Genomic DNA, 25,377 nt, shown 5'->3' with positions numbered 1-25,377 from the left:
TTAGTCCGGCAAAGGCAATTCCGTCAGAACTCGTCGCCGCGTTCCAACGGCGCTTCCAGATCGACCTCGACCGGCGGGTGCAGCCGCAGGCGATGGACACGCCGTTCGTCGGCCTCGGTCACCTCGATGCGCCAGCCGCTCGGATGGACGAGCATTTCTCCGACCTCGGGAACATGGCCGGCGAGCACCGCGGCAAGACCGCCGAGCGTATCAACATCTTCCTCTATCTCGGCAAGCCGGGGGTCGATCGCTTCGCCGACGTCGTCAAGCTCGGCGCGCGCATCGGCGTCCCAGCAGCCGTCGTCGCCCGGGACGAACAGCGCGGTCGGTTCGTCGTCATGCTCATCCTCGATCTCACCGACGATTTCCTCGACCAGATCCTCGATCGTGAGCAGGCCTTCGGTCCCCGAATATTCGTCGATGACGATCGCCAGATGGGTGCGTTTTGCGCGCATTTCGGCGAGCAGGTCGAGTACGCCCATCGATTGCGGAACATAGAGCGGCTGGCGGATCAGGTCGAGCAGCGGCGGCGGCGGGCGTCCCTCGGCGAGCACTGCGAACACATCCTTGACGTGGATCATCCCGACGACCTCGTCCAGATTTTCGCGGTACACCGGCAGGCGGCTATGCCCCGCCTCGGCAAATTGCGCGACGATTTCGGCAAAGCTGGCGCTTTCGGGGATCGCGATGATGTCGGCGCGCGGGACCGCGACATCGTCGACCGTCTGTTCGCCAAAATGGAGCAGGTTGCGCAGCATCTTGCGCTCGATCGGTGACATATCGCCGACGATATTGCTGCCGCGCCGGTCGTGCCCCTCTTCCTCGGCCTCGTCGATGACCTCTTCGATCTGTTCGCGCAGCGACGGTTCCTTGTCGCCGCCGAACAGCAATGTCCGCAGCCCGGCCCACAGGCCGGATCTACTGTCCTCTTCCGATCGGCTGGAAGATCCCTGGTCGTCGGGCATATAGGTCGCGGTTCCTCTGTTAATCCTGATCCGCATATGGATTGGCGATGCCCAGCGATGCAAGCGCTTTCACTTCCAAGGCCTCCATTGCCCCGGCGCTCGCATCATCGCCATGATCATAGCCGAGCAGATGCAGGGTCCCGTGGACGATCAGATGCGTCGCATGATCGCCGGTCGAAATCCCCTTTTCTTCGGCCTCGCGCGCGCAGGTTTCGCGAGCGAGCACGATGTCGCCGAGCAGGATTTCGCCGTCGTCGCTGTTCGCCAAACCTTCGAGCAGGTCGGCCTGGACCTGCGGAAAGGACAGCACGTTGGTCGGCTTGTCCTTGCCGCGAAAATCGCGGTTCAGCGTCTGGACTTCGGCATCGTCGGAAAGCCGCACCGCGACCTCGACCAGCGGGGCCGCATTGGCCAGCGCTGCGTACGGCGTCAGCGCCAGTGCCGCGGTCACCGCTTCCGCGGCGCGCGTTTCCCAATCGAGCGGATCGGGCCAAGGCGTCGCCTCATGGGTCTCGACGACTAGCACGGCCCGATCCTGTCGGTTCGCAGCATTCGGTAACACCGCCCCGCGTGCGACCCCACGGTTGCGGGCAGGAATGGCCCCGCAGTTTCGACAATCGGCATCATCGCGGTCGGCTACCCGGTTACGATGGGCAGGAACAGCGTTTTTTGAGCGATCAGGGCTTCGGCTGCGGCGCGCATTGGCTTTGGTCGCCCGCGCGGCACGCGGCGGCGGCGGCCTCCCATTTCCTATAGGCCTCCCTGGCCTTGCGCTCATTTTCGGCGATCAGCGCCTCGCGGTCGGCCAGCGCCTTGCGATACGCAGCCTCCTTCGCCGCTTGCTCGTCGGCAATCCGCTTTTTCTGCGCTTCATATTCGGCGATCTCCCGCTTCGCGGTTTCCGCCTGCTGCGCATTGAGCGCGCTGGTCGCGGCCTGCTCCTCGGCCGATGGTGCTTTCGAGGCCGCAGTTACCGCGGTATCGGGCTTGGCAACTGGCGCCTTCGCTGCCCCTTCACGCGTGTAGAACAGGCTGGACCCGCTTTCGGTCATGCGCTTTTTCACCGGGTCGATCGTCAGCGTGCAGGCGCGTTCGCGGCGGACCACAGTGCCGCTTGCCGTGCGGTCGTAGGTCGCGCAGGTCGCCTTGAGCTTGCAGCTGCGGTCGCCGCCCTCGCGATAGATGCCGGTAAATTTGGTCTGCCCCTTGGGCCACCAGCCCTCGGGATGGTTGAACAGCAGCGCGTTGCCGCCGGGGCCGTTCTTGAAGACATGAACTCCGACAATCGGCACGTTCGCGCCGTCGCTGCGCCGCCAGTCGCCCTCGACATCCTCGCGGCTGCACATCGCCTCGGCCGCCATCGGCGCCGAGCGCGTCCAGACGCGATCGGAGATGAACATCTGCGACCCGCCCTCGACCTTCAGCGTATTTTTCGCGGGGTCGATCACCAGCTTGCACGCGTTCGCCGACGACAGGTTCGACCCGCATTGCGCGTCAAAGGTGCAGCTGTCGCCAACCTGCCGAATCCGCGACACGACGACCGTGCCGTCGCCGTAAGGCGCCGACGCAAAACCGCGCGTCGATCCGACCGGCGCGCTGGCGCCGCGTTCGGCAGCGAAGACGATCTGCACCTGCGGTTTCTGTGCGCCCTCACCCTTGCGTTGCCACGCACCGATATAGGCGTCGGATTTGCATTGTTGGGCCATGACCTGCGGCGCGCTCGCCTTCCCGATGGTCATCCGCCCTTCGCTTGTCACGCCGCCACCTCGAGCTGGCTTGCAAACAGGTTGCGGCAGCGAAGCGATTTCGAAACCATATTTGCGGGCCAGCGCCCTTAAAAAGGCATAGCCATCATCACAACCATACCTTCCATCCAGCGAGAAAGTATAGCGGACATCGACGGGCTGTGATGAAATCCCTTCGGGCGCGTCAAATGACACGTAGAGGAGCTGTGGCGAGGGATCGAAGCCAATTTTATATCGGCCCCCAAGTGACCACTCCCCATTTGCAACTACATTAACTGGATACTTGTCGATTGTCACATCGCGCAGTGTATCGAGATCGAACTCCGCGCCGGTATCGACCTGCGCCAGCACTACAGCCGCCGCACCTGCTAGCCCCAATGCAAGGAATATCCGTCCGATCATCGCCGTCCCCCCCGAGCAACTCGTTCTGATCGCGATCCTAATATCGCTTCGGGCAGCCGCAACGTGCAAAACGAAAAGTATCAAATTTTTCCAAAGCTGTCGGCATCACCGCCACCTTGGCAAACGGCGTCAGTGCATATGTTTGAGCTTGTCGGGATTTCGCATCACATAAATGCCGGTGACCTTGCCGTCCTCGATCTCGAGCGCGGTCGTCTGGAGCTCGCCGTCGGCCTCGCGCGTGACGAAACCGGGCAGGCCGTTGATCGTGCCGGTGTGGACCAGCGTCGAGCCATATTTGCGCAGCAGCACCGCGACGCTGCGATGCACCTTCATCACCAGCGCCTTGCCAAGGATCGGGATCGCCGCGGCGGGGCGCTTGCCGCCGCCGTCGGCCCACATTCCGACATCGGCAGCGAGCATCGCGCCGAGTGCCGCCATATCGCCGCTGCGCGACGCCTCGAAAAAGGCGTTGGCGATTTCCAGCCCGCGCTGCTTCTCCAGCTTGTAGCGCGGGCGCGCGTCGCGGACGTGCGCGCGGGCGCGCGCTGCAAGCTGGCGCGTCGCACCGGGATCGCGGTTGATCGTTTTCGCCACCTCGTCGAAACCGACCCCGAAAACATCGTGGAGGAGGAAGGCGGCGCGCTCGAGGGGGGAGAGCCGTTCGAGCGCGAGCATCAGCGGAAGCGTGACATCGTCTTCCTCCTCCTCCTCGACCAGCGGATCGGGCAGCCACGGACCGATATAGGTCTCGCGCCTGCTCCGCGCCGATTTGAGCTGGTCGAGGCAAAGCCGCGTCACGGTGCGGCGAAGGAACGCGGCGGGCTCGCGCACGACGCTGCGATCGGTACCGAGCCAGCGGAGGAAGGCATCCTGCACGACATCCTCGGCATCGGCGACCGAGCCAAGCATACGGTACGCAACGCGGGTGAGGAGCGGGCGCAGCGGGTCGAAACTGACCGCCGCGTCCGCTGCATCCTGCGAGCCCTGCGCGGTCATCAGGCCGCCTTGGTCGCCGGCATGTCGTACCAAAGGTCGAAACCCACCGCGAGGCGGTTCCAGCCATTGATGACGTTGATCATCAGGGTAAGGTTCACCTGTTCCTCCGCCGTGAAATGCGCTTCGAGTCCTTCTTTCGCGGCCTGCTGTGTGTGACCGGCGGACAGGCGGGTCAAGGCGTCGGTCCACGCCAGCGCGGCGCGTTCGCGGGGCGTATAGACCGGCGCCTCCGGCCACGCGGCGAGCAGATGGAGCCGTTGTTCGGTTTCGCCCGCGGCGCGCGCCTCGATGCTGTGCATGTTGATGCAATTGGCGCAGCCGTTGACGATCGACGCGCGGAGCTTGACCAGCTCGATCAGGCTTTTTTCAAGGCTGTCCTGTGCCGCGAGCGACAGGCCCATCCACTGTTTCATCAGCTGCGGGGCGGCGGCGAAGGGATCGGTTACGACGGTCATGACGTGTCTCCTTTGGTTGCGAAGTACCGGCTTGACGCGGCACGACCGGCGGCTGTGACATGACAGACGAAAATATTTCGCGCGGAGGCAAAAATCCGATAGCCTGCTCACCTCGACAATGAGGAGGAGGGGTCCAATCATGAAGTTTCTCGATGGTTTCGGCGAACAGGCCTATGCGCTGCTGCGCATCATCGCGGGTCTGTTGTTCATGGCGCATGGGGTGCAGAAATTCTTCAACTTCCCGGCTGATTTTCCCTATCCGCTCAATCCGATGCTGTACGCTGCCGGCGCGATCGAACTGATCGCCGGGGCGCTGATCGCGATCGGCCTGTTCACCCGCCCCGCGGCTTTCATCGCCAGCGGCATGTCGGCGGTTGGCTATTGGGTCGCACACGGGCTGCAAAGCCCCTTCCCGATCGCCAATGGCGGCGAAACGATCGCGCTCTACTGCTTCATATTCCTGTTCATCGCGACGCGCGGCGCAGGGATCTGGAGCGTCGAGGGGATGAAGAAATAGCCAATGTGAGCGGGGTTGGTGGCGGCGTTCGGTCGAAGAAGACGTCGCCGATCCTCCCCCGACGGGGGAGGGGGACCACCCGAAGGGTGGTGGAGGGGCACGCGAGGTTTGCGCGGCGCTCAACCGGATGCGCTGCACTTTTTAGACGTGCGAGCGGTGGAGCACGACTTCGGCGGCAAGGCAAACCGATGGTGCCCCTCCACCAGCTTCGCTGGTCCCCCTCCCCGTTCCGGGGAGGATCGGCAACGTCAGCTCCCCACGCCTAACGGGCCGCCTTAGCTCCCCGGTCCCTCATAAGCCTCGACGATCCGCCCGACGATCGGGTGGCGGACGACGTCGGCGCTCGTGAAGCGGCTGACGTTGATCCCTTCGAGCCCCTCGAGCCGCGCGACCGCGTCGGCGAGGCCCGAGGTCGCGGGGATCGGCAGGTCGACCTGTTTGGGGTCGCCACAGATCACCATCCGGCTATTCATGCCGAAGCGGGTCAGGAACATCTTCATCTGCGGGATCGTCGTGTTCTGCGCCTCGTCGAGGATGATGAAGGCGTCGGCCAGGGTGCGCCCGCGCATGAAGGCGAGCGGCGCGATCTCGATCTCTCCGCTTGCGATCCGGCGTTCGACCTGTTCGGCGGGTAGGCAGTCGTGCAAGGCATCGTAGAGCGGCCGCAGGTACGGATCGACCTTTTCCTTCATGTCGCCGGGCAGGAAGCCGAGCTTCTCCCCCGCCTCGACCGCGGGGCGCGAGAGGATCAGGCGCTGGACGCTGCCGGTGATGAGCTGCGCCACCGCCTGCGCCACCGCGAGATAGGTCTTGCCCGTCCCTGCCGGGCCGAGCGCAAAGATCACGTCGTCGCGTGCCAGCGCCTTCATATAGGGAACCTGCGACGGGGCGCGCGGGACGATCGTCTTTTTGCGCGTGCGGATCATCACCGTCGGCGCTTCATCCTTGTCGTGGCGGATGATGCCGTCGAGCGTCGGCTGCGCCGACATCGCGATCACCCCGTCGACCATGCCTGCATCGACCTCCTGCCCCTTTTCGATGCGGTCATACAGGTCGGTGAGGACGTCGCGTGCGCGCGCCGCCGCTTCGGCCTCGCCCTCGATCTGGACCCGGTTCCCGCGCGCCGAGATATAAACGCCGAGGCGGTTTTCGATGCTGACCAGGTTGCGGTCGAACTCGCCGAACAGAATGCCCAACAGCTGCGTTCGCTCGAACTCCGCGGTCAATCGGACGCGGTCGCCGGGTTCGGCGGGGGTCGAGGCAGTCAGCGGGCGTTTGGACATATGGGCAAGTCACCTAAGCTAAGATTGATCCTGTGTACTCCCGCGAAGGCGGGAGTCCATCACCGATAGTTTCGGAATTCGACAGAAGCCGTTGGAGTGTGTCTTCGGGGAGACAGCTTCCGCCAGCCGCACTAGGCGACCGGCTCCATAAGGGCTTCGGCCGCCACGCTGTTGGCGCCCGCCGACACGATCCGCACATCGATCATGTCGCCAATCGCCAGGCCCGGTGCGGTGACATGCGCCGACTGGAGCCACGGCGTCTTGCCGATCAGCTGGCCATCGAGCTTGCCCTTGCGTTCGAGGAGCAGGCGCGTCGTGCGTCCGACGGTCGCCTCGTTGAACGCCTGCTGCTGTTCATTGAGCAGCGCCTGCAACCGCTGGAGGCGATCGTTCATCACCTCTTCGGCGATCTGGTCCGCCATCGTCGCCGCGGGCGTTCCGGGACGACGCGAATATTTGAAGCTGTACGCCATGGCGTAACGCGTCTCGTGAATGAGATCGAGCGTCGCCTGGAAATCTCCCTCGCTCTCGCCGGGGAAGCCGACGATGAAATCGCCCGAAATCGCGATGTCGGGGCGCGCCGCGCGGACGCGTTCGATGACGCGCAAATAGCTTTCGCTGCTATGGCTGCGATTCATCGCGGCGAGGATACGGTCGCTGCCCGCCTGCACCGGCAGGTGGAGAAAGGGCATAAGCTTGTCGACCTCGCCATGCGCGGCGATCAGCCCGTCGGTCATGTCATTGGGGTGGCTGGTCGTGTAGCGGATGCGTTCCAGCCCATCCTCGCGCGCCAGTTCGCGGATCAGCCCGTCGAGGCCGATCGCCCTGCCCCGTTCATCCTCGCCGTCCCACGCATTGACGTTCTGGCCGAGCAGCGTGATCTCGCGCGCGCCGCCTGCGATCAGCGCGCGGGCCTCAGCGATCAGATCGGCGAAGGGTCGGCTGATCTCGGCGCCGCGCGTATAGGGCACCACGCAATAGGTGCAGAATTTGTCGCAGCCTTCCTGCACCGTCAGGAAGGCGGTCGGGCGCTGTCCGTCGGCGCGCGCCGGCAGCGCGCCGAACTTGCTCATCGCCGGCATGTCGAGATCGACCGCCTTCTCGCCGCGCGCGGCGCGCGCGATCAGATCGGGCAGGCGGTGATAGGCTTGTGGGCCGACGACGACATCGACGCTCGGGGCGCGGCGCGCGATTTCGGCGCCTTCGGCCTGCGCGACGCAGCCCGCGACGGCGATCGTCGGCGTGCTGCCATCGGCGCGCTTCAACCGGCCAATGTCCGAATAGACTTTCTCCGCCGCCTTTTCGCGGATGTGGCAGGTGTTGAGCACGACCAGGTCGGCGTCGGCACCGTCGGCAGCGGCGACATAGCCTTCGGCGCCCAGCATCTCGGCCATGCGTTCGCCGTCATAGACGTTCATCTGGCAACCGAAGGATTTGACGTGAAAGGTCTTGGCGGTGGTGGGGGAGTCGGATTTCATCGGCGCGCTATAGGCGATGCCGCGGCGCGGCGGAAGTCGCCGCGATTCGGGCCGCTATCGCCGCGCGTGCGGCCTCGTTGATCGCCTTGCGGTCGCGCTCGGCCTCGTCGGGCAACGGGTCAAGATAATGGATCGTCAGCGGAATCGGCCGCTTGCGCGCCAGCAGCCGCTTGAAATTATCGAGCCCCGATTCGGGGTCGAGCCAGGCGATGTCGTTTGCCTGCGAACCATAATCGAGGAACACCGGCTGGACCTGCAAATTGGGCGGCGTCGGGATGATCGCCTGGAACAGCGAGGCGCGGAAGGGCAGCAGCCCGTCGCCGGGTCCGGTCGTACCCTCGGGAAACAGCGTCACCGGGCGTCCGCGCGCGAGGGCGTCGCGCAGGCTGTTCGCCTGGCTGTGTATGTCGCGTTTCGCTTCGCGCTGGACATAGATGGTGCTGTTCTGGTCGGCGAGCCAGCCGACGAGCGGGGTCGTTTTCACCTCGGCTTTCGACACGAAGGCCGAGCGCGCGGCGCCGCCGAGCGCCAATATATCGAGCCAGCTGACATGGTTGGATACGAACAGGACGTCGCGGCGAAGCCGGGTGCCGGTGGTCCGGATGCGCAGCCCGGCGATCCAGCCGACCGCATTGAGGAACGCCATGACCATCGGCGAAGGCCGGCCCACGGCACGGTAAAGCAGGTGCGGGACGATCAGGAACAGCAGCGCCAGCACCATCAGGGTCAGGCGGGCGACGGTTCGCCAGGTGATCGCAGCGCGATCAGTCGCGCTTGCGATCGATGGCGACACCATAAAGCTCCATGCGGTGGTCGACGAGGCGGAAGCCCAGCCGTTCGGCGATGACCTTTTGCAAGGCTTCGAGTTCGGGATCGACGAATTCGATGACCTTGCCCGTTTCGACATCGATCAGGTGATCGTGATGCGCTTCGGGCGCGGCTTCGTAGCGCGAACGGCCGTCGCCGAAATCGTGGCGGTCGAGAATTCCCGCCTCTTCGAACAGGCGCACGGTGCGATAGACGGTGGCGATCGAGATGCCGCTGTCGATCTTCGACGCGCGCTCGTACAGCGTTTCGACGTCGGGATGATCTTCGGAATCCGAGATCACGCGCGCGATGATGCGACGCTGCTCGGTAATGCGCAGCCCCTTTTCGTGGCACAGGGCTTCAAGGTCGATGGTACCGGACATGCTGGCCTTTCCTGCAAGATGCAGCCGCGTCTTTTATATTCAGACTGTATAGGGGCGACCCCGCGATAGGACAAGGGCGGCACCCCGCGGCACCGCCCCTCTCCTCGCGATCAGTCGATGCCCAAAGGGTCAGGCTTTGACCTTGCGCTTGCGTCCGCCGCCACGGCCCTTGGTGCCAAGGCCGATTTCCTTCGCCAGCGCGCGGCGCCGTTCGGCATAGTTCGGCGCGACCATCGGATAGTCGGCGGGCAGTCCCCATTTCGTGCGATAATCGTCCGGGGTCATGCCATAATGCGTCATCAGGTGGCGGCGCAGCATCTTCAATTTCTTGCCGTCTTCCAGGCAAATGATGAAGTCGGGTTTTACCGAAGCGCGGACCGATACGGCGGGGACCAACTTTTCCTCGACGACCGGCGTCGAGCCAAGACCGGTCAACGCGGCGTGGACATTATTGATCAGCAAAGAAAGATCGGAAATCGCGACGCTGTTGTTGCTGACATGCGCGGCGACGATGTCGGCTGTCAGTGTAACGAGCATTTCGCTGGTATCATTTTGGTCGGACATGAGACTATTCCTTATTGTTTTGACCCAGAAGCTGGACAGCGAACATTGGAATTCCTGTTGCGCCAATTACAATGTTGCCACTTTGCGCACGATCGCGCAACAACCGATCAGTTGCTACCGGTTACCGGCGATGTTCGCCGCATCGTAATCGCATCGCGCATCTTGCCGTCTTGACCGCGATAATAAGCGGCCCGCCGACCGACTTCCGAAAATCCGCTGCGCGAATATAAATGCACCGCGTCATTATCGGCGCGCATTTCCAGAAAATAGTCATCGGCGCCTTGCGCCGCGGCCCAGGCCTGCCAGTCCTGCATCAACAATCTGCCGATCCCGCGGCCGCGCCAGGCCGGGTCGACCGCGAGCAGCAGCAGCTCGCTTTCGGGTCCGGCGATCCGCGCCGCCGAAAAGCCGCAGGGCTGGTCGCCGTCCCACGCAAGGCAAACGCGCGCCGACGGCAAGGCGAACAAGGTGAGCAACTGCGCGCCGCTCCACGCTTCGCCATAGGCCGGCTCGAAAGCGGCATCCATCACCCGCATCACCGCGGCCAGATCCGCCACGCGGGCGGTGGCGAGGCAGATGTCGCCGGTCATGCCGTCGCCATCGGCTTGGCGTCGGGCGCGCGGCCATAGATCGGGCTGGGCTGATCGAGCAGCGCCGCGCGTGGCAGGTGCACGAAAGCGCGCGCATCGGGCAGCGTCGCGAGCGCGCGGCCGCTGCCCCGAAGCGCGACAAATTGTTCGGCGCGGTTGCCCACGATCAGTTCGTCGGCGAGCGCCGCGGCGGCGCCCGGCAGCAGCGAGCGAAGATCGGCGCGCGGCGACAGGTCGGCGGCAAACGGCTGGACGAACCATTGCCCGTGCCCGCCCTCCATCACGACGAGCGCACCACCCGCTGCGGCGATCGCGTCAGCCGCGGCCGCGGCCACCAGCGCCAGCGTCGAAAAGCCTTGCACCGGAACCTGCCAGCCCAGGGCCAGCCCACGCGCCGCGGCCACGCCGATGCGCACCCCGGCAAAGCTGCCCGGCCCGCAGCCGACGGCGATCGCGTCGGCCTTGCCGCCAACGACGAGCTCGGCGATCAGCGGTACCAGCCGCTCGGCGTGGCCGCGGCCGATCACGGCGTGGCGAAAATCGACAATATCCGTGCCCTCGATCAGCGCCACCGAACAGGCCTCGCTAGCCGAATCGATCACCAACTGGCGCATATGGCCCGGAAATTCCGGCTCAGGCGATACGATTGAAGCGATCGAAATCCGGACGCGGGCTGCGCTCGAAGATCGTCGCCGGATCGCCATAGCCAAGCGTCGAGATGAAGTTGCTCTTCACGCTCGGCTGATCGGCAAAAAAGGCTTCATCGACCGCGGCATTGTTGAAACCCGACATCGCGCCGGTGTCGAGACCCAGCGCGCGCGCAGCCAGAATGAAGTAGGCGCCTTGGAGGCTGGAATTGCGAAACGCCGTCGCTTTCGCCAGCTCGTCATTGCCGACGAACCAGCTGCGGGCATCGGTGTGCGGGAAAAGTTCGGGCAGATTCTCGTAGAATTCAAGGTCCATGCCGATGATCGCGGTGACCGGCGCGGCGAGGATCTTTTCCGCATTGGCGGGCATCGCCAGCGCGGCAAGCTTTTGCTTCGCGGCGTCCGACGTGCACCAGATGATCCGCGCCGGCAGGCAATTGGCGCTGGTCGGACCAAATTTCATCAGATCCCAGATCGCGTGCAACTGCGCGTCGGAAACGGGCCGGTCGAGATAGCCGTTATAGGTGCGCGCGGTACGAAACAGCTGGTCGAGGGCGCTGTCGGATAGCGGCTCGCTCATGGGCTAACTCCTCGGTGGAAAATGGGTCAGACGGCGTGAACCGCCGTTACCTCGGGAACATAATGTTTCAAGAGCGATTCGATGCCGTTCTTGAGCGTCGCCGACGAGGAGGGGCAACCGGCGCAGGCGCCCTGCAGCTTCAGATACACATTGCCCTTGTCAAAACCCCGATAGACGATGTCGCCGCCGTCGTTGGCGACCGCGGGACGCACGCGCGTTTCGATCAGTTCCTTGATCTGTTCGATGATGTCGGCATCGGCGGGATCGTCGGCAAAGTCGGCGCCATCCTCGGGCGGCACGGCAAAGTCGGCGCTGACGACGTTGAACAGCGGCACACCGGCAAGGAAATGATCCATCAAAATGCCTAGCACATCGGGCTTCAGGTCGCTCCAGCCAACGTCCGGCGCCGCGGTGACCGACACGAAATCGCTGCCAAAGAATACGCCGGTCACATCGCCCAGCGAAAACAGCGCGCTCGCCAGCGGCGACGCCTCGGCCTCTTCGGGGCTGGCAAAGTCACGGGTTCCCGATGTCATCACCGCCTGGCCGGGCAAGAATTTGAGCGTCGCGGGATTGGGCGTCGATTCGGTTTCGATCAGCATGGGGTGCATGTGGGACGCCATCGCGCTTTGTGCAAGCCGATTGGCCGCGCTAAACGTAGCGCATGCGCCGCTTCGCCCACTTTGCAGCCCTCGACTGGTCGGGCGCGCGCGGACCCCGGCAGCGCGGGATCGCGCTGGCGGTGGCGAGCGGCACCGGCGCGCCCCAACTGGTGCGTCCCGGCCATATCTGGTCGCGCGCCGAAATCCTGGCATGGTTGCAGCATGTCGCCGCATCGCGCGCCGACATGCTGATCGGTTTCGACTTTTCGGCGGCATTCGCCTTTGCCGATTGCGACGCCTATTTTCCGCAGTGGGACTTGAGCCCGAACAACCTGCCCGCGTTGTGGGCACTCGTTGAGCGGCTGACGCGGTCCGACCTGCATTATCAGATCGACGGATTCCTGAGCCACCGCGACGCCCGCCGACATTTCCGCCACGCGCGCGGCGACGTCGGCGACCTGTTCGCCCCGGGCGCGGGACGGCTGCGCGTCGTCGAGCAGCATCAGCGCGCGACCCGGCAGGCGGCGAGCGTCAGCAATTTCAACCTGGTCGGCGCGGCGCAGGTCGGCAAGGCAAGCCTTGCGGGGATGCGGCTGCTTCACCGCTTGCACCCCGCCCTGCCGCTGTGGCCCCTCGATCCTGTACCCGGCAGCGGTCCATTGCTCGTCGAAATCTACACCGGCGTCGCGGCGCGCGCAGCCGGGATCGCGGCGGGCCGCAGCAAGATCCGCGACGGCGCCGCGCTCGACGCGGCCTTGGCGGCGCTGGGCTCGCCCCCGGTCGGGGTGACCGGGCCGATCAGCGATCATCCCAGCGACGCCCTGATGACCGCCGCCTGGCTGCGCGCCGTCGCGGGCGAAGGTGCGTGCTGGTCGCCCGCGCCGCTCACCGAAGCGCTCGCCAGGACCGAGGGCTGGACCTTTGGCATCGTCTGACGATTTGTCGCCCTCGGCATCGGTGCGATGTCCGCTGTTTCCATCCACCGAAAAAATGCTTAGGGGAACGCGAGCGCCGGCTTAGCTCAGTTGGTAGAGCACCTGATTTGTAATCAGGGGGCCACGGGTTCGAATCCTGTAGCCGGCACCACAAGCAGTTGTGGCACTGCGCGCATCGCCCGCCTGTTCCATATGAACGGATAGCGCCTATCGCTCCCGCCCGCGCCGACGCGGCCCAAGCAAGGCCGAATTCAACTTTTTTAAAGTTAATACATTGGCTTTTGTCATAAACTTGGGCGACACCACGTGAAATTGGGGCACGATTGGGCAAGCGACAGACGCAATGGGGCAGCGGGCGGACCCGGATTGGGACGAAATATTCATGCAGGCGGCGTTGCAGCCTGACATGTGGCTGGGCGCGCTCGACGCGCTCGCCAGCCAGACAGGTTCGGGACACGGCCAGCTGATCGGCGTCGGCGGCGCGCGCGAGATTCCGTTCAACATCGTCACCAACTTCAGCACCGATCTGATCGATCATTTCGCCGTCAGCGGCTGGGGTGCCGAAACCCACAACTTCCGCGTCGCCGCTTCCAACCGCCACATCGAGCGCGGTTTTTACGATCCGGTCCTGTTCGAAGAACATTACGATCAGGTCATCCCGCAGCTTGCCTCGTCCGACTATCTCGACTGGTGCGAAGAAATCGGCATTCCCTTTGGATGCCAGACCAATTTGGTGATCGACAATTTCGGGATCGTCGGCCTCGCGACCTTGCGCGATCGCAAGGACGGGCGGACGACCGCCGCGCAGCGCAAGATTTTTGCCAGCGGCGCCAAGGCGGCGCGGCGCGCCGTGCGCTTGCAGGAAAAGCTGGAGGGCGAGCAGGCCAAGCTGCTGGCCGGCGCCTTCGACGCGATCCAGGTCAGCGCTTTCATCATCGACGTGCGCGGTCAGTTGCTCGCCCACAGCATCGGCGCCGACGCCATGCTGGCGGCGGGCGACGTCCGGGTGGCGGGGCGGTCGATCGATGCGCCGGGCGCCCCCTTCACCCTGCGCCAGACCGTCCAGGCGCTGACCGCGGACGGCGGCCTCGACCATATGCGGACGCAAATCATCACCGCCGAGAACCGCCCGCCGCTGATGATCGAAGGCTTTCGTCTGCCCGAACGCGAATGGTCGCTCGGCAAATTGCCGCATGCGATCCTGATCGCCAACGGCCCACGGCGCGATCGCGCCGGGGTGACCCAGTATCTGAGCGCGATCTACCGTCTGAGCCCCGCCGAAGCCGATATCGCGGTGCGCCTGTTCGAAGGCAAACCGCGTGCCCGGATCGCGGCGGAACGCGGCGTGACGGCCGAAACGCTGCGCGGGCAGATCAAGCAAATCTATCTGAAATGCGGCGTCGACAGCGAAGCGGCATTGATGCGGCTGCTGGCGCCGATCTTAAGTTGACCATCCCCCAACAGGGGGATGATCGCATCATACCGCCGAAATAAGGGTCCATTTGCAAGGACTAAGGGGGGCCATCCCTTCGGCCGCATCGCGCTGGATTCGTTCCGGACGACCCGCGATGCGTCGAAGGGGTCGGGCCCAAAAAATTCCTGTCGTTCGACGCGACCCCGAACGGCAGGGCGAGGGTCCTCATCATCGTGTGCGGCCTGGAAGGGCTCCGCCGTTATGCGGCGGAGCCCTTTTCGGTTCAGCCAGTCACGCGGCCGCGGGCAGCTTGTCGAGCAGCTTGTCGAGGGTGATCGGATAGTTGCGGGTGCGGATGCCTGTGGCGTTGTAAACCGCGTTGGCGACCGCCGCCCCGACCCCGCAGATGCCGAGTTCGCCGACGCCCTTTGCCTTCATCGGCGACGTTGTCGGATCGGTTTCGTCGAGGAAGATCACCTCCTGATGCGGGATGTCGGCATGGACCGGTACTTCGTACCCGGCGAGGTCGTGATTGACGAAAAAGCCGAAGCGCTTGTCGACCGCAAGTTCCTCCATCAGCGCCGACCCCGCCCCCATCGTCATCGCGCCGATCACCTGGCTGCGCGCCGCCTTTGGGTTGAGGATGCGCCCCGCGGCGCACACCGCAAGCATACGGCGGATGCGGATTTCGCCGGTCGCGGCATGAACCCCGACCTCGACAAAATGCGCACCAAAGGTCGATTGCTGATATTTTTCGGCAAGATCGCCATAATCCATCTTGTCCTCGGCGACGATTTCGCCGTCCTTGGCCGCGTCGCCCAGCGCCACGCTCTGCCGTCCCGCCTTGACCTTGCCGTCGGCGAACACCGCATCGACCGGGTTCATGCCGAGCTTTTGCGCCACCGCCTCGCGCAGCTTGACGCACGCGGCATAGACGCCGGCGGTCGAGCTGTTCGCACCCCACTGGCCGCCCGATCCGGCCGACACCGGGAACGCCGAATCGCCAAGCTTCACGACCACCTTGTCGAGCGGCAGGCCCATCATTTCGGCGGCGGTCTGGGCGATGATCGTGTAGGTGCCGGTGCCGATATCGGTCATGTCGGTTTCGACCGTCACCACGCCCGATCTGTCGAGCCGCACGCGCGCCGCCGACGGGCCGTTGAGGTTGTTGCGGAACGCCGCGGCGACCCCCATGCCGACCAGCCATTGGCCATCGCGGCTCGCCCCCGGTGTCGTGCTGCGCTTGGCCCAGCCGAATTTGTCGGCACCGATTGTCATGCATTCGTTGAGCTGGCGCTGCGAAAAGGGACGGCTCGGCTTTTTCGGGATCGACCTGGGTGTCGTTGATGATGCGGAACCGGATCGGATCGAGACCCAATTTTTCCGCCATCTCGTCGACCGCGACTTCGAGCGCCATCATCCCGGGTGCTTCGCCCGGCGCGCGCATCGCATTGCCTTCCGGCAAATCGAGCACCGCGAGCCGCATCGCGGTCATCCGGTTCGCGCCCGCGTACAGCAGGCGCGTTTGCCCGACCGCGGTTTCGGGGCCGCCGCCGGGCAAATCGCCCGACCAGCTTTCGTGACCGATCGCGGTGATCTTGCCATCGGCGGTCGCGCCGATCCGGATTCGCTGGATTGTCGCCGGGCGGTGCGGCGTATTGTTGAACATGAAGGCGCGCGGCAGCGCGACCTTGACCGGCCGCGCCGCCGCCTTGGCGCCGAGCGCCGCGAGCAGCGCATCGGCGCGAATGAACAGCTTGCCGCCGAATCCGCCGCCGACATAGGGCGAATCGAGACGGATATTCTCCCTCGGGATGCCCAGCGTTTTCGCCATGTCGCCCACCGACCAGGCGATCATCTGGTTCGACGTCCACAGCGTCAGCTTGTCGCCGCTCCAGGCGGCGATCGACGCGTGCGGCTCCATCATCGCATGGGCATGGTCGGGGGTGGTGTAGCGGGTGTCGAGTTGCACCGGCGCCGCGGCAAAGGCGCCCGCAAAATCGCCGACGCTGCTGTCCGCCTCGGTCCCGAAGGACGGCGGCGGCTTGACCGCGCTGCCCAGCGCGGCAGCCAGCTCGAACGCTCCCTTGCCGCGCGCATATTCGACCCGCACCAGCGCCGCTGCGGCGCGCGCCTGTTCGAATGTCTCGGCGACCACCAGCGCGATCGCCTGATGATAATGGTCGACCTCCGGACCGCCGAGCAGCTTTGCGGTGTTGAAATTGCCCTTGCCCAGCTTGCCCGCATTGTCGGCGGTCACGATCGCCAGCACCCCGGGCGCGGCACGCGCTTCGTCGAGCTTCATCGACGCAATCCGCCCCTTGGCGATCGCCGACCCGACGACATAGCCATAGGCCTGGTTCGCCGCGACATCGTGCCGTTCATAGGCATAGGGCGCGAGCCCCGTCGTCTTGAGCGGACCATCGATGCGGTTGGTGGGTTTGCCGACCACTTTCAGCTGGTCGATCGGGTTGGTCGTGGCGGGGGTATCGAACTTCATGGCTCAGCCCCTTGCTTGCGCCAGCACCCCGGCGAGCGTGCGCTCGACCAGCGGCAGCTTGTAGGCATTTTCATGGCTCGGCTTGGCATCGGCGAGCAGCGTGGCGGTGACCGCCTTCGCCCCGCGTGGCAGTTCGGCGTCGGCCGCCTCCACCCGCCAGGGCTTGTGGCCGACCCCGCCGAGCGCGACCCGCCCCGACCCGTCCTTCTGCACGATCGCCGCGACCGAAATCAGCGCAAAGGCATAAGAGGCGCGGTCGCGAACCTTTTGATAGATATGCGTGCCGCCGACGGGCTTGGGCAGCGTCACCGCGGTGATCAGCTCGCCCGGCACCAGCACGGTGTCGAGATGCGGGGTGGTACCGGGCGCGCGGTAGAAATCGGCCACGGCAACGCTCCGTTCCTTGCCCGCCGCATCGACGGTTTCGACGCGTGCGTCGAGCGCGCGCATCGCGACCGCCATATCGCTGGGGTGCGTCGCAATGCACGCATCGCTCGCACCGACGATCGCGTGCAGTCGGCTGAACCCGCCGATCGCCGCGCATCCGCTGCCCGGCTTGCGTTTGTTGCACGGCATGTTGGTGTCGTAAAAATAGGGGCAGCGCGTGCGCTGGAGCAGGTTGCCGGCCGTCGTCGCCTTGTTGCGAAGCTGGCCCGACGCGCCCGCGACCAGCGCGCGCGACAACAGGCCATAGTCGCGCCGCACGCGGGGGTCCGACGCCAGATCGGTGTTGCGGACCATCGCCCCGATGCGCAGTCCGCCATCCGTCGTGGGTTCGATCTTGTCGAGCGCCAGCCGACTGACATCGATCAGATGCGCCGGTGTTTCGATCTCCAGCTTCATCAGGTCGAGCAGATTGGTGCCGCCCGCGATGAAGCGTGCGCCTTTCACTTTCGCAAAGGCAGCGGTCGCCGCGGCGGGCGTTTCGACGCGTTCGTAGGTGAAGCTTTTCATGCCTTCCCTCCCGCCACATCGGTGATCGCGTCGATGATGTTCGAATAGGCGCCGCAGCGGCAGATATTGCCGCTCATCCGCTCGCGCAGCTCGCTTGCGGTGACTTTCGGTGTCGCGGTCAGGTCGGCCGTGACGTGGCTCGGAATGCCCGCCTTGATCTCTTCGAGCACCGCGACCGCCGAACAAATCTGCCCCGGCGTACAATAACCGCATTGATAGCCGTCGCGTTCGACAAAAGCGTCCTGCATCGGATGCATCTTGTCCGGCGTCCCCAGCCCCTCGATCGTGGTGATATTCTCACCATCATGCATCACCGCCAGTGTCAGGCAGCTATTGATCCGCCGCCCGTCGACAAGGACGGTGCACGCGCCGCACTGGCCATGATCGCAGCCCTTTTTGGTGCCGGTCAGGTGCAGATGCTCGCGCAGCGCGTCGAGCAGCGACGTGCGCGTATCGAGCTCGAGCTTATGCGCCGTGCCGTTCACCTTGAAAGCGACCGCAGCGGTCGGCGGCGCCGCGGCCGCCGTCTCTCCAGGCGCCGCCGCGGCCCGCGTCGGCAGGGCGGTCACCGCCGCTACCGAAGCGCCCCCGGCGAGTACACCGCGCCGTGAAAAGTCTATATCGCCAGGCGTTCGCATCGCGCGTCCCCGATTCTGTTTCTGGTTACCGATGGGCGGGGTCGCCCACGGGAAGGTCAGGCAGTCGATGCCGCGCGATTCTTATGATTTGCCGCGTCGGCGCAGAAGCTTTCGGATTCGGGAATCAGATTAACATACCGATCGGTCAGCCACCAGATGAACCCGCCGGAACCGCGGCAAGTTCCCCGCGCGCCTGACGAAAGACTTCAATGCTGCCCCAGATGGCGAGCGTCGCCATGATCGCCGCCACCGCCAGATCGGGCCAGCTTTGCCCGGTGCCGAACACGCCCAGCGCAGCGCCCATCACCGCGACATTGCCGATCGCGTCGTTGCGCGAGCAGATCCACACCGATCGCATGTTCGCGTCGCCGGTGCGATAGCGATAGAGCATCAGCGCAACCGCGACATTGGCGGCCAGCGCCAGCGCGCCGATCAGCCCCATGGTTTCGGCGTGCGGCGCCGACCCGTCGATGAACCCCCATACCGCCGAACCCAGCACCCACAGGCCAAAGGCGAGCATCGTCACCGCCTTGACCTGGGCCGCGCGCGCCCGCCACGCAAGCGCCATGCCGGCCACCCCCAGGCTGATCGCGTAATTCGCCGCGTCGCCCAGGAAATCGAGCGCGTCGGCCTGCAGCGCGCGCGAATCCGCCGCGACCCCGGCGACAATCTCGACCCCGAACATCGCGGCGTTGATCAGCAGCGCGGCCCACAGGATGCGCCGCCAGCGCGGGTCGTTGAGCGCGGTCTTGCCGCTGGCACCGGCACAGCAATGATCGGACAAGCGATGGCCTCCTTTGATCTTCGAGTCGGCACCCTATATGCACCCTGTAGCAACTACGGGGTCAAGCCATGAAAATCGGCGAGCTGTCGCGGGCAACCGGGACGAATATCGAAACCATCCGCTATTATGAGCGCATCGGCCTGCTCCCCGCGCCGCATCGCACCGCGGCCAATTACCGTAGCTATTGCGAACCCCACCGTGCGCGGCTGACCTTTGTGCGCCACTCGCGCGACCTTGGTTTTACCATCGATGAAATCCGCTCGCTGCTCGACTTGTCGGACGATCCCGGACGCGATTGCAGCGAGGCCGACCGCATCGCGAGCCGTCATCTGGAGCAGGTCGAGGACAAGATCGCGCAGCTGACGCGGCTCCGCGACGAGCTGACGCGCATCGTCGGGCGCTGCCGCGGCGGTGTCGCGGCGGATTGCCGGGTGATCGAAGCGCTGGGCGATCATCGCCACTGCAAGAGTGCGCACTGAACGCCTCTATTTCTCGTCATTGCGAGCGAAGCGAAGCAATCCAGGGCGGTTTACGCCTACTCTGGATTGCCGCGTCGCTTCGCTCCTCGCAATGACGATCGATTTGCAAGCCGCAACCGGGTTCGCGGCTTGGCGGGAATGACGAAGGGGATGGGACATTTAGGAATAAGGTGGGACGATTCTGTTGCCCGGCTCGTCCCCAGCCGCTGGTATCCGATTCTGTTGCCCGGTTCGGTCCGAACCGCGTTCTATTTGTCTAACCTTAGGCCGTGAGGCTTATCGGTTAGGCAGCCAGAGCGAGTGCTTCGTTATCGTTAGCACCTATTGGTTTTGAGCCTTGAACGGGTTACTCAGCCCGGAAGAAAATATCGTCTTTGAACACACGTCGATCCTGGTTCGGCCCCGTCAGAAGCCCGCGCCGCTGTCGCAACCACGGGTTTGTGGTGGAGCCGCCGGGTACTGCCCCCGGGTCCGCTGTGTCTATTCCACGACACCATTTATCCTCATAGTCGGCCGAAACCGACAGGGACTATATAGGGTGGGTGCGCACCGAATGAAAGGGTACGCAACACTTCCTTGACCGTTCGCATCGAGCGAAGTCGAGATGCCGTGAGGCCGAACACCCGCGCGGGGTGTCTCGACTTCGCTCGACACGAACGGATTTGGGCTATTTCTTCCGCAATTCGTCGCGGATTTCGGTGAGCAGGTCGACCTGCGTCGGCCCGGCCTCGGGCATCGCGATGAACTTGCTCGCCTGCCGCACCAGCAGGAAGACGACGAACGCCAGCAGGATGAAATTGATGATCGCAGTGACGAAGCTGCCCAACGCCATGACATTGGCGCCGGTCGCCTTCGCGGCGGCAAGCGTCATGTCCGCGGTCACTTTTTCGCCGCCCGACAGGACCAGATATTTGTTGGTGAAATCGACCCCGCCGCCGGTGATAAAGCTGATAAAGGGCATCAGCACGTCATCGGTCAGCGATTTGACGATCGTCCCGAATGCCGCGCCGATGATGACGCCGACGGCCAGCCCCATCACATTGCCCTGATTGAGGAATGCCTTGAAATCCTTGATCATGTGTTCACCCCTTGCTGGCCGCTACGCCTTGAATGCGCAGAGTGCATGACACGAATATCGCCGTCAATGATTGCGGGCGGCGGGGCGTCTTACTATATTAAGGCAGTTGGCGCGGCGCCGTGCCGCGCGGAGGGAGTGTTTGACCCATGACTTTCCGTTCTGCCCGCTGGATGATTATCCCCGTCGCAGCCGTGTCGCTGTCCGCGTGCGGCATCAACAGCGTCCCCACCAAGGAAGAAGCCGCCAAGGCGAAATGGGCGAATGTCGAGGCCGCGTACCAGCGCCGCGCCGACCTGATCCCCAACCTTGTCGAAACCGCCAAGGGCGCCGCGCAGATCGAACAATCGACGCTGGAAGGCGTCATTCAGGCGCGCGCGTCAGCGACGCAGGTCAAGCTCAGCACCGACGATCTTGACGACCCCGCGAAGGTTCAGGCGTTCCAGCAGGCGCAGGGCCAGGTTACCAGCACGCTCAGCCGCCTGCTCGCGACGGTCGAATCCTATCCGACGCTCGCGAGCCAGCAGCGTTTTGCCGACCTGATGACCCAGCTCGAAGGTACCGAAAACCGCATCAACGTGTCGGTGCAGGACTATAATGGCGCGGTGCAGGATTATAACACGACGATCCGCACCTTCCCCGACATCATCGGCGCCAAGATCGTCCATGGCGCCAAGCCGATGACCCCGTACAAGGCGATTACGCCGAACGCCAATCAGGCGACGAAGGTCGATTTCGGCAGCTAAGGCGACCAAGATGATCTCTTTTCCGTTCGCCCTGAGCTTGTCGAAGGGCCGTTCTTTCTTTCGACCACAGAAAGAGGAAGAACGGTGCTTCGACGGGCTCGGCACGAACGGAGTTTTGCGGCGCAAGAATAGACCTGCTGCCTTGGCGGTGTGGGTGGTGGCCATCGCCGCAGCGCTCGCGATGCCCGCCGCCGCGCAAACTTTCCCGAAGCTCGCGGGCAATCCCGTCGTCGATCAGGCCGATATCATCCCGGCGGGCGAAGAAGCGGCGCTCAACGCGCAGTTGCTGGAGCTCGAAAAAACCACCGGTCACCAGCTGGTGGTTGCGACGGTAAACGATCTCGAAGGCCGCGATGTTGCCGATTATGGCTATCGGCTGGGCCGCGAGTGGGGGATCGGCGACGCCGAAAAGGACGACGGCGTCGTCTTTCTGATCGCGCCCAACGAGCGGCGGATGCACATCGCGGTGGGGCTCGGCCTTGAACCGGTGCTGACCGACGCGCTCTCGGGCCGGATCATCCGCGACGTCGTGACGCCGAAATTCAAAGCGGGCGACATGCCCGGTGGCATTCAATCGGGGGTGAATGCGATCGCCCAGCAGATCCAGCTGCCGCCCGAGGAAGCCGCGGCGCGCGCGCAGGCCGCCGCAGCGAACGAACGCGACCGCGCCGATGACGGCAACATGGCCGGGCTCTTTTTCGTCGGATTCATCATTCTGATCTTCTTCGTCCTGCCGATGCTGGCGCGGCTCGGGCGGCGCGGCAAGAAACGGCGCAAGGGGCGGCCGTGGGACGCGCCGATCATCATCTGGGGCGGTGACGACGATGATTGGGGCGGCTGGGGCGGCGGTGGCGGCTCTTCATGGGGCGGCTGGAGCGGCGGCGGGGGCGGCGGCTTTGGCGGCTTTTCCGGCGGCGGCGGCTCGTTCGGGGGCGGCGGCGCCTCGGGCGGCTGGTAAGGGGTTCGAGCGATGCCAACAAAAGTCAGCCATGTCAGCGCCGCTGACCATGATGTCGTGACCGTCGCGGTCGCCGCGGCGGAGGCGCACACGAGCGGGGAGATCGTCACCGTCGTCGCGGCGCAGTCGAACGATTATGACGATGTCGCGCTGGTGTGGGCCAGTGTCGTCGCCTTCATCGCAATGTCGCTCATCGCGCTGCTCCCCGAATTTTATCGCGGCCTGTACGACCGGCTGACCGGCGGCTGGGGATATGAGCTGACCGCCAATCAATGGCTTGGGACAGTGATTGCAATCGGCGTCGTCAAGTGGATCGGTATGTGGTTGATTCTGCTGTGGCGACCGCTGCGGCTGGCGCTCACCCCGCGTGCGATCAAGGCTGCGCGGGTGCGGGCGCGCGCGGTCGACCTGTTCAAGGTGGGAACCGAGGCCAAGACCCTTGGCCGCACCGGGGTGCTGCTTTACCTCAGCCTCAACGAGCATCGCGCCGACATCGTCGCCGACGAGGCGATCGCGGCGAAAGTGTCGCCCGACGTGTGGGGCGATGCCATGGCGGCGCTGATCGAGCAGGTTCGCGCCGGACAGCCGGGCGCCGGGATGGCGGCCGCGGTGACGCAGATGGGCGCGGTGCTGGCAGAACATTTCCCGCGCGGTAGCGAGAATCCGAACGAGCTGCCCGATCGCTTGATCGAGATTTAGGTATCTCGCCGGTGACCCGCCCTACCCCCGACACCCCCGTCGTAACCCGCTGGGAGGGTAAGTTCATCACGGTGCGCCAGCAGGGGACATGGGAATATGTCTCACGTTCGCGCGGCATCCATGCCGCGGTGATCCTGGCGATCGACGACGCGGCGGACGGGCGCCATGTCATATTGGTCGAGCAATATCGCGTGCCGCTGAAGGTCAATTGCCTCGAACTGCCTGCGGGGCTGGTCGGCGACGACCGCGCAGGTGAGGCAGCCGAGGTCGCGGCAGCGCGCGAGCTGGAAGAGGAAACCGGCTATCGCGCCGCGCATTGGCGGACGGTGGGCGAATTCTACAGCTCGCCGGGAATGGTCAGCGAAAGCTTTACGTTGCTGGTGGCGACGGGTCTGGACAAGGTTGGCGATGGCGGCGGGGTCGCGGGCGAGGATATTGTCGTTCACCGCGTGCCGCTGGACGGGATCGAGCAATTCATCGCGGCGAAACGCGCCGAGGGATGCGGAATCGACGTGCGGGTGGCGATGCTGCTGGCGGGCGGGTTGCTCGGGTGACGGCCGGTTTCGAGCGCAAGCATCGATCCTCCCTGTGGCGAAGCCATGGGGAGGTGGCAGCGCGAAGCGCTGACGGAGGGGCTTTGGCGCCACCGTCGCCGCCCCTCCACCATTCGCTTCGCGAACGGTCCCCCTCCCCATGGCTTCGCCACAGGGAGGATCTGTAGCATCGTCATCCCGGCGAAGACCGGGATGACAAATAAGGGACCGTCGGGAATCCACCCCAAAGCGGCTCCCACCCGCAAATAGCTCTTTCCTACTATTTCCCACTGTGCCAGCCTTGGTTGCTGCCCATTCGCATGCGGCAGCCTGTCGGCCTACACGCACGATTCGTGCGCGCGATCAACGCGACCGGGCCATCATCAGCGTCAAAACGCGACGCCAATGGGCTGACTTTTCCTGAACTTTGGACGATCGGCCCCGCAAATCAGGAGCCGGGCCGAAAACGCCTGACGACAATGACCGCGCTTACCGCCCCCCGAACCGCCACCGAAGCAACGGTCGCGCCAGCAGCAATCCCGCAAGAAAGCCACCAACATGCGCCCAGATGGCGATCGCGCCAAATTCACCGCCACCGGCAAAGCCGATCAGCAGTTGCAGCCCGATCCATGCCGCCGCGAGCCACAGCGCGCGGACCCAATGCGCCGGGACCGGGCCGATCGCGGGCGCCTGACTGCGGCTGAAGATCAAGGCAAATACGGCGATGACCGCCGAGATGGCGCCGCTGGCGCCGATCATCGGCACCGCCGATTGCGGATCGGACAGAAATTGCGCGAGCGCCCCGGCATAAGCACCGGCGACGAGCAGCACCGCCATCGCCTTGGCGCCCAGCGGCGCCTCGAGCTGGCGGCCGACGAACAACAGGATGATGATGTTAAAGACGAGGTGCAGCACCCCGCCATGCAGAAAGGCAGAGGTCAGCGGGGTGAGCAGGAACGGCACCATCGTCCCCGGCGGGACGATCAGTTCGGATGCGAACCGCGCTGGAATAAAGCCGGCGCGGATGATCGCGTCGACATGCAACCCGGTGATCGACAGCAGGACATGGACGATGACACAGACGAGCGCGTAGCCGGTGACCAGCGGCGCCTGCTGCGGGTTCATAGCGTCCGTCCGCCCGTCAGATGAATTCGATCTTGGTCACCAGATAATATTTGTCGCCCGACGGCACGGTGACCTCGACCTCGTCATCGACGCGGCGGCCGATCAGCGCGCGGCCGAGCGGCGAGCTGTAGCTGATCTTGCCGTCCTTGGCGTCGGCCTCGGCCTGACCCACGATCTGGTAGCGCACCGGCTTGTCGTCCTCGTCGGCGAGGGTCACCGTCGCGCCGAACACGATGCGGTCGCCCGACAGCGTCGTCGGGTCGATGACCTGCGCGCGCGAAAGCTTGTCTTCCAGGTCGCCGATCGTCGCTTCGACCTGGCCCTGGCGTTCCTTCGCGGCATGATATTCGGCATTTTCCGAAAGGTCGCCGTGGGCGCGCGCTTCCTCGATCGCATCGACGATCAGCGGTCGCTCGGCTTTGAGCGCGCTGAGCTGGGCGCTCAGCTTGTCATAGCCTTCTGCCAGCATCGGTACCTTTTCAACGCTTGCCATTATCATCTTGTCCTTCGTCAATAATCCGCC

General features: G+C 64.8%; 28 protein-coding genes, 1 tRNA gene, 1 other RNA gene and 1 pseudogene. 9 read left to right on the top strand and 22 right to left on the bottom strand.

Features of this window, described 5'->3' with window-relative positions:
* Positions 1-23: 23 nt before the first annotated feature.
* The 5 genes from G9408_RS00610 to G9408_RS00590 all read right to left on the bottom strand — a co-directional run bounded on the left by G9408_RS00610 (position 24) and on the right by G9408_RS00590 (position 4,563).
* Positions 24-965 (bottom strand): hemolysin family protein, encoded by a 942-nt coding sequence (locus G9408_RS00610; RefSeq protein WP_168452255.1) that lies wholly within the window; start codon positions 963-965, stop codon positions 24-26.
* 19 nt (positions 966-984) lie between these two features.
* A complete protein-coding gene (gene ybeY, locus G9408_RS00605; protein ID WP_168452254.1) occupies positions 985-1,491 on the bottom strand; it encodes an rRNA maturation RNase YbeY in 507 nt (168 codons plus the stop codon).
* 151 nt (positions 1,492-1,642) lie between these two features.
* A complete protein-coding gene (locus tag G9408_RS00600; RefSeq protein ID WP_168452253.1) occupies positions 1,643-2,704 on the bottom strand; it encodes a cell envelope integrity protein TolA in 1,062 nt (353 codons plus the stop codon).
* A gap of 537 nt (positions 2,705-3,241) precedes the next feature.
* On the bottom strand, positions 3,242-4,108 hold the full coding sequence (locus G9408_RS00595; protein WP_168452252.1) for a sigma-70 family RNA polymerase sigma factor: 867 nt from the start codon (positions 4,106-4,108) through the stop codon (positions 3,242-3,244).
* Positions 4,108-4,563 (bottom strand): carboxymuconolactone decarboxylase family protein, encoded by a 456-nt coding sequence (locus tag G9408_RS00590; RefSeq protein WP_168452251.1) that lies wholly within the window; start codon positions 4,561-4,563, stop codon positions 4,108-4,110. The genes G9408_RS00595 and G9408_RS00590 overlap by 1 nt, the downstream gene beginning before the upstream one ends.
* A gap of 139 nt (positions 4,564-4,702) precedes the next feature.
* On the opposite strand from G9408_RS00590, the gene G9408_RS00585 reads away from it, so the two are divergent.
* Positions 4,703-5,080: a DoxX family protein gene (locus G9408_RS00585; protein WP_137871587.1), complete on the top strand. Its 378-nt coding sequence runs from the start codon at positions 4,703-4,705 to the stop codon at positions 5,078-5,080.
* Positions 5,081-5,355: 275 nt separating this feature from the next.
* On the opposite strand, the gene G9408_RS00580 is transcribed toward G9408_RS00585, so the two are convergent.
* The 9 genes from G9408_RS00580 to G9408_RS00540 form a co-directional block, all read right to left on the bottom strand.
* Positions 5,356-6,363, bottom strand: coding sequence for a PhoH family protein (locus G9408_RS00580; RefSeq protein WP_168452250.1), 1,008 nt, complete (start codon positions 6,361-6,363; stop codon positions 5,356-5,358).
* A 131-nt stretch (positions 6,364-6,494) separates the two neighbouring features.
* On the bottom strand, positions 6,495-7,841 hold the full coding sequence (miaB, locus tag G9408_RS00575) for a tRNA (N6-isopentenyl adenosine(37)-C2)-methylthiotransferase MiaB (RefSeq protein WP_168452249.1): 1,347 nt from the start codon (positions 7,839-7,841) through the stop codon (positions 6,495-6,497).
* A 7-nt stretch (positions 7,842-7,848) separates the two neighbouring features.
* Positions 7,849-8,637: a lysophospholipid acyltransferase family protein gene (locus G9408_RS00570; RefSeq protein ID WP_210423150.1), complete on the bottom strand. Its 789-nt coding sequence runs from the start codon at positions 8,635-8,637 to the stop codon at positions 7,849-7,851.
* A complete protein-coding gene (locus tag G9408_RS00565) occupies positions 8,606-9,031 on the bottom strand; it encodes a Fur family transcriptional regulator (RefSeq protein WP_120216989.1) in 426 nt (141 codons plus the stop codon). The genes G9408_RS00570 and G9408_RS00565 overlap by 32 nt, the downstream gene beginning before the upstream one ends.
* A gap of 129 nt (positions 9,032-9,160) precedes the next feature.
* Positions 9,161-9,595, bottom strand: a complete 435-nt coding sequence (locus G9408_RS00560; RefSeq protein ID WP_168452248.1) for a MucR family transcriptional regulator — start codon at positions 9,593-9,595, stop codon at positions 9,161-9,163.
* Between the two features lie 107 nt (positions 9,596-9,702).
* Positions 9,703-10,185 (bottom strand): GNAT family N-acetyltransferase, encoded by a 483-nt coding sequence (locus G9408_RS00555; protein WP_168452247.1) that lies wholly within the window; start codon positions 10,183-10,185, stop codon positions 9,703-9,705.
* Entirely contained in the window at positions 10,182-10,799 is a 618-nt protein-coding gene (gene tsaB / locus G9408_RS00550) for a tRNA (adenosine(37)-N6)-threonylcarbamoyltransferase complex dimerization subunit type 1 TsaB (RefSeq protein ID WP_168452246.1), read from the bottom strand. Before tsaB ends, G9408_RS00555 begins: the two co-directional genes overlap by 4 nt.
* 19 nt (positions 10,800-10,818) lie before the next feature.
* Positions 10,819-11,412 carry a malonic semialdehyde reductase gene (locus G9408_RS00545; RefSeq protein ID WP_120216993.1) on the bottom strand — a complete coding sequence of 198 codons (594 nt, stop codon included), beginning with the start codon at positions 11,410-11,412 and terminating at the stop codon, positions 10,819-10,821.
* Positions 11,413-11,438: 26 nt separating this feature from the next.
* Positions 11,439-12,014 carry a NifU family protein gene (locus tag G9408_RS00540; RefSeq protein WP_168453386.1) on the bottom strand — a complete coding sequence of 192 codons (576 nt, stop codon included), beginning with the start codon at positions 12,012-12,014 and terminating at the stop codon, positions 11,439-11,441.
* Positions 12,015-12,076: 62 nt separating this feature from the next.
* On the opposite strand from G9408_RS00540, the gene G9408_RS00535 reads away from it, so the two are divergent.
* The 3 genes from G9408_RS00535 (at position 12,077) to G9408_RS00525 (ending at position 14,399) form a co-directional block, all read left to right on the top strand.
* Positions 12,077-12,949: a hypothetical protein gene (locus tag G9408_RS00535; RefSeq protein WP_168452245.1), complete on the top strand. Its 873-nt coding sequence runs from the start codon at positions 12,077-12,079 to the stop codon at positions 12,947-12,949.
* A 75-nt stretch (positions 12,950-13,024) separates the two neighbouring features.
* A tRNA-Thr gene (locus G9408_RS00530) sits at positions 13,025-13,100 on the top strand.
* Positions 13,101-13,331: 231 nt separating this feature from the next.
* A complete protein-coding gene (locus G9408_RS00525) occupies positions 13,332-14,399 on the top strand; it encodes a helix-turn-helix transcriptional regulator (RefSeq protein ID WP_168452244.1) in 1,068 nt (355 codons plus the stop codon).
* 255 nt (positions 14,400-14,654) lie between these two features.
* Here the strand turns inward: G9408_RS00525 and paoC are convergent.
* The 4 genes and pseudogenes from paoC to G9408_RS00505 form a co-directional block, all read right to left on the bottom strand.
* A pseudogene (gene paoC, locus G9408_RS00520) lies at positions 14,655-16,863 on the bottom strand (aldehyde oxidoreductase molybdenum-binding subunit PaoC).
* Between the two features lie 3 nt (positions 16,864-16,866).
* A complete protein-coding gene (locus G9408_RS00515; protein ID WP_168452243.1) occupies positions 16,867-17,817 on the bottom strand; it encodes an FAD binding domain-containing protein in 951 nt (316 codons plus the stop codon).
* Complete coding sequence (paoA, locus tag G9408_RS00510; protein WP_168452242.1) at positions 17,814-18,455, bottom strand: aldehyde dehydrogenase iron-sulfur subunit PaoA; 642 nt, start codon at positions 18,453-18,455, stop codon at positions 17,814-17,816. Before paoA ends, G9408_RS00515 begins: the two co-directional genes overlap by 4 nt.
* 145 nt (positions 18,456-18,600) lie before the next feature.
* On the bottom strand, positions 18,601-19,239 hold the full coding sequence (locus tag G9408_RS00505) for a cation transporter (protein WP_168452241.1): 639 nt from the start codon (positions 19,237-19,239) through the stop codon (positions 18,601-18,603).
* Positions 19,240-19,307: 68 nt separating this feature from the next.
* On the opposite strand from G9408_RS00505, the gene G9408_RS00500 reads away from it, so the two are divergent.
* The gene (locus G9408_RS00500; protein ID WP_168452240.1) at positions 19,308-19,718 is read left to right on the top strand and encodes a MerR family transcriptional regulator; all 411 of its coding nucleotides are present in this window, start codon (positions 19,308-19,310) and stop codon (positions 19,716-19,718) included.
* A gap of 208 nt (positions 19,719-19,926) precedes the next feature.
* Here G9408_RS00500 and ssrA read toward each other — a convergent pair.
* Both ssrA and mscL read right to left on the bottom strand, forming a co-directional pair.
* Positions 19,927-20,281: a transfer-messenger RNA gene (gene ssrA, locus G9408_RS00495) on the bottom strand.
* Positions 20,282-20,385: 104 nt separating this feature from the next.
* Complete coding sequence (mscL, locus tag G9408_RS00490; RefSeq protein WP_168452239.1) at positions 20,386-20,796, bottom strand: large conductance mechanosensitive channel protein MscL; 411 nt, start codon at positions 20,794-20,796, stop codon at positions 20,386-20,388.
* 146 nt (positions 20,797-20,942) lie between these two features.
* Here mscL and G9408_RS00485 point away from each other — a divergent pair, with 146 nt between their 5' ends.
* From G9408_RS00485 to G9408_RS00470, 4 genes are all read left to right on the top strand, one after another.
* A complete protein-coding gene (locus tag G9408_RS00485; RefSeq protein ID WP_168452238.1) occupies positions 20,943-21,539 on the top strand; it encodes a LemA family protein in 597 nt (198 codons plus the stop codon).
* Positions 21,540-21,720: 181 nt separating this feature from the next.
* On the top strand, positions 21,721-22,497 hold the full coding sequence (locus G9408_RS00480) for a TPM domain-containing protein (RefSeq protein ID WP_168453385.1): 777 nt from the start codon (positions 21,721-21,723) through the stop codon (positions 22,495-22,497).
* Positions 22,498-22,509: 12 nt separating this feature from the next.
* Entirely contained in the window at positions 22,510-23,196 is a 687-nt protein-coding gene (locus G9408_RS00475; RefSeq protein ID WP_168452237.1) for a TPM domain-containing protein, read from the top strand.
* An 11-nt stretch (positions 23,197-23,207) separates the two neighbouring features.
* Positions 23,208-23,750 (top strand): NUDIX hydrolase, encoded by a 543-nt coding sequence (locus G9408_RS00470; RefSeq protein WP_168452236.1) that lies wholly within the window; start codon positions 23,208-23,210, stop codon positions 23,748-23,750.
* A 468-nt stretch (positions 23,751-24,218) separates the two neighbouring features.
* Here the strand turns inward: G9408_RS00470 and G9408_RS00465 are convergent, their stop codons facing one another.
* Together G9408_RS00465 and greA are read right to left on the bottom strand one after the other, a co-directional pair.
* Positions 24,219-24,854, bottom strand: coding sequence for a rhomboid family intramembrane serine protease (locus G9408_RS00465; RefSeq protein ID WP_168452235.1), 636 nt, complete (start codon positions 24,852-24,854; stop codon positions 24,219-24,221).
* A gap of 16 nt (positions 24,855-24,870) precedes the next feature.
* Positions 24,871-25,347: a transcription elongation factor GreA gene (greA, locus tag G9408_RS00460; protein WP_120217007.1), complete on the bottom strand. Its 477-nt coding sequence runs from the start codon at positions 25,345-25,347 to the stop codon at positions 24,871-24,873.
* Between the last annotated feature and the right edge of the window lie 30 nt (positions 25,348-25,377).

It is taken from the genome of Sphingopyxis microcysteis (assembly GCF_012274265.1).
In the GTDB taxonomy this organism is placed as follows: Bacteria; Pseudomonadota; Alphaproteobacteria; order Sphingomonadales; family Sphingomonadaceae; genus Sphingopyxis; species Sphingopyxis microcysteis.
This window is presented reverse-complemented; position numbering and strand designations above follow the sequence as displayed.